Origin of the sequence: Pseudomonas tehranensis (genome assembly GCF_014268615.1) — a bacterium.
GTDB lineage: Bacteria > Pseudomonadota > Gammaproteobacteria > Pseudomonadales > Pseudomonadaceae > Aquipseudomonas > Aquipseudomonas tehranensis.
The window spans coordinates 1-5,750 of the sequence record NZ_JABWQV010000285.1 but is presented as its reverse complement, the minus strand read 5'-3'; the positions used below and the strand labels follow the sequence as shown (position 1 = coordinate 5,750).

The following is a 5,750-nucleotide window of genomic DNA, read 5'->3' as shown; positions in this document are numbered from 1 at the left end:
GGCTCGCTCCCACAAAGGGCTTCTGTGCGCCAAAGGGTTTTGGCCGTTCCGACGGCCTTTTTTACGCTCTGATTTTTATATATTTTTATCGAATAAATAAATGAATAAATATGATTTAAAGATATATAAACCGGCTGCTATGGTTTGCTCCATCCCGCGACATCGCCCACCGCGCATCGCACGTTTCAGTTGAGGAGTGGTTGGTATGTTGGTTGTCTCGCTCGGCGGCAGTCCCAGCCGGCGCTCCCGTTCAGGAGTGCTGCTGGAGCGCTCAAAACGTTGGTTGCAGCAACAGCGGGTGGAAGTGGTGAGCTATCAGATACGCGATTTTCCCGCCGAGGATCTGCTTCATGCCCGTTTCGGCAGCCCGATGGTGGTCGATTTGCTCGAGCAGATCGAGCATGCCGACGGCCTGCTGATCGCCACGCCGGTCTACAAGGCGTCTTTTTCCGGCGCATTGAAAACAGTGCTGGACCTTCTGCCGGAGCGTGCCCTGGCCCATAAGGTGGTATTGCCCATGGCCACGGGCGGCAGCATCGCCCATATGCTGGCGGTGGATTACGCCCTCAAGCCGGTGCTGTCGGCGCTCAAGGCCGAGGAAATGCTCCATGGGATTTTCGCCGAAGACAACCAGATCGCTTATGGCGAAGGCAGTGCCCAGGCGCAGTTGGCCCCGGCCCTGCAAGAGCGCCTGAGCGAAGCGCTGGAGCAGTTCTACAGCGCCATGGCTCGCCGGCCAAAGCCGCTGGACCCCAGCGTATTGAATGAACGCCTATTGAGTGCTCGCTGGAGCATCTGACCCGATACATCACTGATTCAACTCCACCTTACTCAGCCGCCAACGGCCAAGCAGGTGCAGCCAAAACCCCACAGCAAAAGGAGAGGCGCCATGCGCACTGTCATTTTGCGTCGCGGGCTGGTCGCTCTGTTTGCTGCGGCTGTGTCCTTCGGCGCCATCACCCAGGCTCAAGCCGAGACCCTTCGGATCGGTTATCAAAAATACGGCACGTTGGTGCTGCTCAAGGCCAAGGGCACTTTGGAAAAGCGCCTCGCTGCCCAAGGCGTGGACGTGCAATGGACCGAGTTTCCCGGTGGCCCGCAACTGCTCGAAGGCCTGAACGTCGGCTCCATCGACTTTGGCGTGACCGGTGAAACCCCGCCGGTGTTCGCCCAGGCGGCAGGCGCCGATTTGCTCTACGTTGCCTACGAACCCCCAGCGCCCACCAGCGAGGCGATCCTGGTGCCCAAGGGATCGCCCATTCAGTCGGTGCAAGACCTCAAGGGCAAGAAAGTCGTGCTGAACAAAGGCTCCAACGTCCATTACCTGTTGGTGCGGGCGCTGGAGGATGCCGGTCTCAAATACGCCGACATCCACACTGTGTTCCTGCCACCGGCCGACGCCCGCGCTGCGTTCGAGCGTGGCAGTGTCGATGCCTGGGTGATCTGGGACCCGTATCAGGCCGCCGCCGAACAACAGTTGCAGGCGCGGACCCTGCGTGACGGCCAAGGGATCGTCGACAACCATCAGTTCTACCTCGCCACCCGATCCTATGCGCAAACAAATCCTCAGGTCATTACCGCCCTGGTGGAGGAAGTGCGCGCGGTGGGGGAGTGGGCCAGCGCCAATCCCGAAGACGTGACCCGACAGGTATCGCCGTTGCTCGGCCTGCCTGCTGATATCACCCTCGCCTCGATGAAGCGCCAGGGCTTTGGGGCGTTATTCCTCACGTCAGAGGTGGTGCTGGCGCAGCAGAAAATCGCCGACAGCTTCTACCAGCTCAAATTGATCCCCAAGCCCTTGAGCATCAAGGACGTGATCTGGACGCCGCCGGCGGCCGTTGTGAACGCGCAGTAATTCGATCCCTTAGGAGACCACTCCATGAGCCTCAATATTTTCTGGTTCCTGCCCACCCACGGCGATGGCCATTACCTTGGCACTGCTGAAGGCGCCCGCGCCGTCGATCACGGCTACCTGCAGCAGGTTGCCCAGGCGGCGGATCGACTGGGTTTCGGCGGTGTGCTGATTCCTACCGGGCGTTCCTGCGAGGACTCCTGGCTGGTGGCCGCTTCGTTGATTCCGGTGACCCAGCGCCTGAAGTTCCTCGTCGCCCTGCGCCCCGGGATCATTTCCCCGACGGTGGCGGCGCGCCAGGCCGCGACGCTCGACCGATTGTCCGGCGGACGTGCGCTATTCAACCTGGTGACCGGCGGCGACCCAGACGAGCTGGCTGGCGACGGCCTGTTCCTGGACCACGAGCAGCGCTACCAGGCGTCGGTGGAGTTCACCCGCATCTGGCGCCGGGTGCTGGAAGGCGAAACAGTGGATTATGACGGTGAGCACATCAGTGTGAAGGGCGCCAAGCTGCTCTATCCGCCGATCCAGCAACCGCGTCCGCCGCTGTATTTCGGCGGCTCGTCGCAAGCCGCCCAGGATCTTGCTGCCGAACAGGTGGAAATGGTGCTGACCTGGGGCGAGCCGCCCGCAGCCGTCGCGCAAAAAATCGAACAAGTGCGGGCCAAGGCCGCGAAGCTTGGTCGTACCGTGCGCTTCGGCATCCGCCTGCATGTGATTGTGCGTGAAACCAACGCCGAAGCCTGGCGAGCGGCCGACCGGCTGATCTCCCACCTGGACGACGACACCATTGCCCGTGCCCAGGCTTCCCTGGCGCGTTTCGATTCGGTGGGCCAGCAACGTATGGCCGCGTTGCATGGCGGACGACGCGACAAGTTGGAAGTCAGCCCCAACCTGTGGGCCGGTGTCGGCCTGGTGCGCGGCGGCGCCGGAACGGCGTTGGTGGGTGATGGCCCGACCGTGGCGGCCCGAGTCAAGGAGTACGCCGACCTTGGTATCGACACCTTTATCTTCTCCGGTTATCCACACTTGGAAGAGTCCTATCGCGTGGCGGAACTGCTGTTCCCACACCTGGACGTGGAGCGCCCGGAGTTGCCGAAGAGCCAAGGCTATGTGAGCCCGTTTGGTGAAATGGTCGCCAACGATATTCTTCCCAAAGCCGCATCCCAGAGCTGAGGTGGCCATGAAGAAAATTATCCACAACCTGGTGCCTTGGGCGGTGCCGCTGCTGTTGCTGGCGGTGTGGCAACTGTCGGTATCGGCAGGCTGGTTGTCCACGCGGATCCTGCCGGCCCCCGTGGCCGTCATCGAAGCCGGGGTCAACCTGGTGCGTAGCGGCGAGATATGGACGCATCTGGCCATCAGCGGTTGGCGCGCAGCGGTGGGTTTCCTGATCGGTGGCAGCATCGGCCTGGTGCTGGGGTTTATCACCGGCCTGTCGACATGGGGCGAGCGACTGTTGGACAGCTCGGTGCAGATGGTGCGTAACGTGCCGCACCTGGCGCTGATTCCGTTGGTGATCCTGTGGTTCGGCATCGATGAGTCAGCGAAAATTTTCCTGGTGGCGCTGGGCACGCTGTTCCCCATCTACCTCAATACCTACCACGGTATTCGCAACGTCGACCCGGCGCTGGTGGAAATGTCCCGCAGCTACGGCTTGTCCGGCGTCAGCCTGTTTCGCCAAGTGATCCTGCCGGGCGCCTTACCTTCGATCCTGGTGGGCGTGCGCTTTGCGCTGGGTTTCATGTGGCTGACGCTGATCGTGGCGGAAACCATTTCAGCCAGTGCCGGCATCGGTTATCTGGCGATGAATGCCCGGGAATTCCTGCAGACCGACGTGGTGGTCCTGGCGATTCTTCTGTACGCCGTGCTCGGCAAGCTGGCCGACCTTACCGCCCGCGGGCTTGAGCGGGTATGGCTGCGCTGGCACCCGGCGTATCAAGTGAGCAAGGGAGGCACCGCATGACCGCCCAACAACCTCCACGCCTGCTGCGCGGTGTCCCGCTGGCCGTGCGCAAATTGCAAAAAAACTTTGGTTCACGCCAGGTGCTGCGTGACATCGACCTGCATATACCGGCCGGGCAGTTCGTTGCAGTGGTCGGGCGCAGCGGCTGCGGCAAAAGTACTTTGCTGCGCTTGCTGGCGGGCCTCGATCAACCCACCGACGGCCAATTGCTGGCGGGTCCGGCACCGTTGAGTGCCGCGCAACAGTACACGCGGTTGATGTTCCAGGAGGCGCGTTTGCTGCCCTGGAAAAAAATCATCGACAACGTCGGCCTCGGGCTAAAGGGCAACTGGCGCCCGCAGGCGTTGCAAGCACTGGAAGCCGTCGGCTTGGCCGACCGCGCCCATGAGTGGCCGGCGGCGCTGTCTGGCGGACAGAAACAACGGGTGGCCCTGGCCCGCGCGCTGATTCATCAGCCACGCCTGTTGCTGCTCGACGAACCCTTGGGGGCGCTGGACGCCCTGACCCGGATCGAGATGCAGCAATTGATCGAGCGCCTGTGGCAGCAACACGGCTTCACCGTGCTGCTGGTGACCCATGACGTCAGCGAAGCGGTGGCCATCGCCGATCGGGTGATCCTGATCGAAGATGGCCGGATCGGCCTCGACCTGGCCATCGACCTGCCACGCCCACGCGCTCGCGGCTCTCATCGGCTGGCGAGCCTGGAAACCGAAGTCCTCAACCGTGTTTTGTCCTTGCCCGGCCAACCGCCGGAGCCAGAACCCGTTTCACCCTTGCCTACGCAATTGCGGTGGGCGCAGTGAGGCAGCGGCAAGCTTCAAGCTATAAGCGACAAGTCAAAGCAAATCGGCTTTTTACTTGCCGCTTGCCGCTCATTTCAACCCCCAGGAGAAATCGTATGACGATCAAAGCCATCAACGTACGCAACCAGTTCAAAGGCACCATCAAGGAAATCGTCGAAGGCGACGTGCTGTCGGAAATCGACGTGCAGACTGCCTCGGGTATTGTCACCTCGGTCATCACCACTCGTTCCGTCAAGGAGCTGGAGCTGGCGATTGGCAGCGAAGTGATCGCCTTCGTCAAATCCACGGAGGTGTCTATCGCCAAGTTGTGAGCGATGTTCCACCACAGCCCCGGACGGCTTGAGCCCTTCGGGGCTTTTTTGTTCCCACGCTCTGCGTGGGAACGATCAATCAGAGCGCTTGGGCAAATACGGTGGCAGATACAACCCCAGGTAAGCATCGAACACCCGCATGCCTTCTTCGGCCATGCGCGGGGTGATCTGGCCGTGTTGCTGCACCGAGCGGGCGTAGACGCGGTCGCCCAGTTCCATGGCCAGGGCGAACACATCAACATCATGGGGCAGCGCTGGCAGCTCGAAATGGCGAGCGAAGAGCTTGTGCAACAATTCGCCGAGTTCGAGATCGTGCTGACGGTCGGCCTGGATGACTTCGGTCAGGCCATGTTGGGCCAGGATCAGTTGGCGGGCGGCGGCGTCCTGGCTGTAGATGGTGAGCATGCGTTGCTCCACCTGCCGCGACAGGTCGTGCCAGTGGTTCAGTCGCGCATGATCGATCGGCACTTGCAGGCAGGCGCGAAAGGCCGCGTGGACGTCGGCGGTCAGCCCTTGCAGCAGCGCCGGGACGCTGGCGAAGAAGTGATACACCGAGGAGGGCGGGATGCCGGCGCGTTCGGCGACGCTGTAGATCGACAGGCTGGCCACGCCTTCGGCAGCAAGCAGCGTGCGGGCGGCATCGAGAATCGAGTCGATCCGGGCCTGGCTGCGGGCGCGAGGCTTGCGAGGGGTGGCGGTGCGCGTCATCGGTGTCTCCTGCGGGGCTGCCGGGCATTGTACGCAGAGCGGGCGGTGGGTCCATAGCTTGTGCTTGTGGGGAAAGGAATTCCTGTGGCGAGGGAGCTTGCTCCCGCTGG

The 5,750-nt window shown here is 62.2% G+C and carries 7 protein-coding genes; 6 read left to right on the top strand and 1 reads right to left on the bottom strand.

The features are described 5' to 3' along the window. The first annotated feature begins 205 nt into the window (after nucleotides 1-205). From ssuE to HU811_RS24100, 6 genes are all read left to right on the top strand, one after another. Entirely contained in the window at nucleotides 206-799 is a 594-nt protein-coding gene (ssuE, locus tag HU811_RS24125; protein ID WP_186658480.1) for an NADPH-dependent FMN reductase, read from the top strand. 90 nt (nucleotides 800-889) lie between these two features. After that, the gene (locus HU811_RS24120; protein ID WP_186658478.1) at nucleotides 890-1,855 is read left to right on the top strand and encodes a sulfonate ABC transporter substrate-binding protein; all 966 of its coding nucleotides are present in this window, start codon (nucleotides 890-892) and stop codon (nucleotides 1,853-1,855) included. A gap of 24 nt (nucleotides 1,856-1,879) precedes the next feature. Further along, the gene (gene ssuD, locus HU811_RS24115; RefSeq protein WP_186658476.1) at nucleotides 1,880-3,028 is read left to right on the top strand and encodes an FMNH2-dependent alkanesulfonate monooxygenase; all 1,149 of its coding nucleotides are present in this window, start codon (nucleotides 1,880-1,882) and stop codon (nucleotides 3,026-3,028) included. A gap of 7 nt (nucleotides 3,029-3,035) precedes the next feature. Then, entirely contained in the window at nucleotides 3,036-3,818 is a 783-nt protein-coding gene (gene ssuC / locus HU811_RS24110) for an aliphatic sulfonate ABC transporter permease SsuC (protein ID WP_186658474.1), read from the top strand. Beyond that, complete coding sequence (gene ssuB, locus HU811_RS24105) at nucleotides 3,815-4,621, top strand: aliphatic sulfonates ABC transporter ATP-binding protein (protein ID WP_186658472.1); 807 nt, start codon at nucleotides 3,815-3,817, stop codon at nucleotides 4,619-4,621. Before ssuC ends, ssuB begins: the two co-directional genes overlap by 4 nt. 95 nt (nucleotides 4,622-4,716) lie before the next feature. Continuing rightward, nucleotides 4,717-4,932: a TOBE domain-containing protein gene (locus HU811_RS24100; protein ID WP_003177394.1), complete on the top strand. Its 216-nt coding sequence runs from the start codon at nucleotides 4,717-4,719 to the stop codon at nucleotides 4,930-4,932. A gap of 75 nt (nucleotides 4,933-5,007) precedes the next feature. Here HU811_RS24100 and HU811_RS24095 read toward each other — a convergent pair whose 3' ends face one another. Beyond that, nucleotides 5,008-5,640, bottom strand: a complete 633-nt coding sequence (locus HU811_RS24095) for a TetR/AcrR family transcriptional regulator (RefSeq protein WP_047226059.1) — start codon at nucleotides 5,638-5,640, stop codon at nucleotides 5,008-5,010. Nucleotides 5,641-5,750: the final 110 nt, after the last annotated feature.

Excerpts from the sequence above, each read along its gene's own strand:
- ssuC (WP_186658474.1), top strand. The coding sequence starts at position 3,036 with ATGAAGAAAATTATCCACAACCTGGTGCCTTGGGCGGTGCCGCTGCTG.
- ssuB (WP_186658472.1), top strand. The coding sequence starts at position 3,815 with ATGACCGCCCAACAACCTCCACGCCTGCTGCGCGGTGTCCCGCTGGCC.
- HU811_RS24120 (WP_186658478.1), top strand. The coding sequence starts at position 890 with ATGCGCACTGTCATTTTGCGTCGCGGGCTGGTCGCTCTGTTTGCTGCG.
- ssuE (WP_186658480.1), top strand. The coding sequence starts at position 206 with ATGTTGGTTGTCTCGCTCGGCGGCAGTCCCAGCCGGCGCTCCCGTTCA.
- HU811_RS24095 (WP_047226059.1), bottom strand. The coding sequence starts at position 5,640 with ATGACGCGCACCGCCACCCCTCGCAAGCCTCGCGCCCGCAGCCAGGCC.
- ssuD (WP_186658476.1), top strand. The coding sequence starts at position 1,880 with ATGAGCCTCAATATTTTCTGGTTCCTGCCCACCCACGGCGATGGCCAT.
- HU811_RS24100 (WP_003177394.1), top strand. The coding sequence starts at position 4,717 with ATGACGATCAAAGCCATCAACGTACGCAACCAGTTCAAAGGCACCATC.